At 44.1% G+C, this 1,689-nt stretch carries 2 protein-coding genes; both read right to left on the bottom strand.

Features of this window, described 5'->3' with window-relative positions:
- Positions 1 to 472: 472 nt before the first annotated feature.
- Positions 473 to 727, bottom strand: a complete 255-nt coding sequence (locus tag O9332_RS14790) for a SemiSWEET transporter (RefSeq protein ID WP_002743903.1) — start codon at positions 725 to 727, stop codon at positions 473 to 475.
- 198 nt (positions 728 to 925) lie between these two features.
- Positions 926 to 1,426 (bottom strand): L,D-transpeptidase, encoded by a 501-nt coding sequence (locus O9332_RS14785; RefSeq protein ID WP_002758784.1) that lies wholly within the window; start codon positions 1,424 to 1,426, stop codon positions 926 to 928.
- Positions 1,427 to 1,689 lie beyond the last annotated feature (263 nt).

The raw sequence follows: 1,689 nt of genomic DNA, 5'->3' as shown, positions 1-1,689 counted from the left end.
TTTTGACCTGTTAAAGTCCGATGTTCATGCTGCGAAAATAGGATTGGGACTTTCAAAAACCTTGCATTATCCTTCTTGTGGTACATCGATTGGTACAAAAAACAAGGGCAACAAAGCCTGAAACGACCGACTCCTGACGACCGGCTACTGACTCCTACCCCCAGGAAAAACTTTTTCAGCAGACCCTAGATAGGGTTGGCTGAATAAATCTAAAAACATTGTTCGATAGTACTTTTAGACCTTTAATCGTGCTTCGTGTCACTGAGCTTGTCGAAGTGCTGTTCTAGGTTGGTCGGGGCTTCGGCCGTGAGTTCAGCCGAACGGTTTCATCCCATCTGTAAAACTGAGGGTCTTCACCCCGACATTTGAGATAAATTAACCTAAAAATCCGCTCTCCGTGGCTAGATGTGGGGATAAATTGTAGAATTGTCATGACGAGAGCAAATAGGGAGGCAAGGGATTGTCAGTTGTTTTAATCATATTTAATCTTAAAATAGAGAATTGTCCCCGCTAAGATAAAAGTAACAAAATTAGCGACAATAATCGGTTTACTGCTCATATAAATCCCGTAGATTAGCCAAAGAAAAACCCCCAGACAAAAGCAAATAAACATAGTTAGGGACAAGTCCTTAGCCGAACGATAACGCCAAGTTTTAATCACTTGGGGTAAAAAAGAGACAGTGGTTAATATTCCCGCCACGATCCCGATTAGTTCAATAATATTCACCGCTTATCCTCTTGGCTTAGTTTCTCTCATTTTAAACTGTTGACTATCTAAATTACGCCTGACTTGAAAGAGGGTGTAGGGTGTGGGGTGTGGGGTGTAGGGAAGGAAACCTCTTTCATCTGTGGGGGTGAAAATTTTTTCATCGGGACTGACGACCGACTCCTAACCTCACCAAGAAACTTTTTCAGCAGACACTACTTATTGAGCGATTACTATCACCGAAGTGCCGATTTTTACCTTTTCAAATAAAGCCTTTATATCTCGATCGCGCATCCTGACGCAACCGTGGGAGACGGCCCGGCCGATGAGATTTTCTTGCGGTGTACCGTGAAAACCGATAAAATTGGCGCCATCGGTCCAAAATCCGATCCAACGCGCCCCTAAAGGGTTGTTTTTTCCCGATGGCACCAGTTGCCCGGTGAAAGGATGTTCCCAGACTGGTTCCCGCACCATCTGAATCACCCTAAATTCTCCCGTTGGGGTTTCCCAACCCGGACGACCGATCGCCACTGGGTAAGAAGCGATTATTTTCTGTCCTTGGTAAACAAAAACCCGTCTTTTTTTTAAATTCAGCAGCAAACGGGTTTCCGTTCGAGTTACCGTGGTTGCGGGAAGGGAATTGCCCGGACTAATGGGGGGATTGAGGAAAAATTCCCCTATTCCTAGACATAAACAGAGAATCGGCAGAAAAACTCGCATCTGATACCAGCAAAGTCAAAATTTTTTATCCGTATTCTAATCTGATTGTGAGGATGTCAAACCGTCGATATGGTGAGTGCGGGAGGGAAGGATAAAATCGCAGTCGAGTTGGGCTAATTCGGTTACCTAAAATGTCGGATGAATGCCCCCGCTAAATTTTTCGACAAGACATCAACCTTTGCGGGGGATGAAATCCGACCAAGATATTAACTGCGAAGCACGATTTTAATTCTACCATTTGTAGGTAAACTGTGTTATACTTA

This window comes from Microcystis sp. LE19-10.1B (genome assembly GCF_027530565.1).
Taxonomy (GTDB): Bacteria; Cyanobacteriota; Cyanobacteriia; order Cyanobacteriales; family Microcystaceae; genus Microcystis; species Microcystis aeruginosa.
Note: the sequence above shows the minus strand (reverse complement) of the source record. Positions and strands in the feature narration are given on the sequence as shown.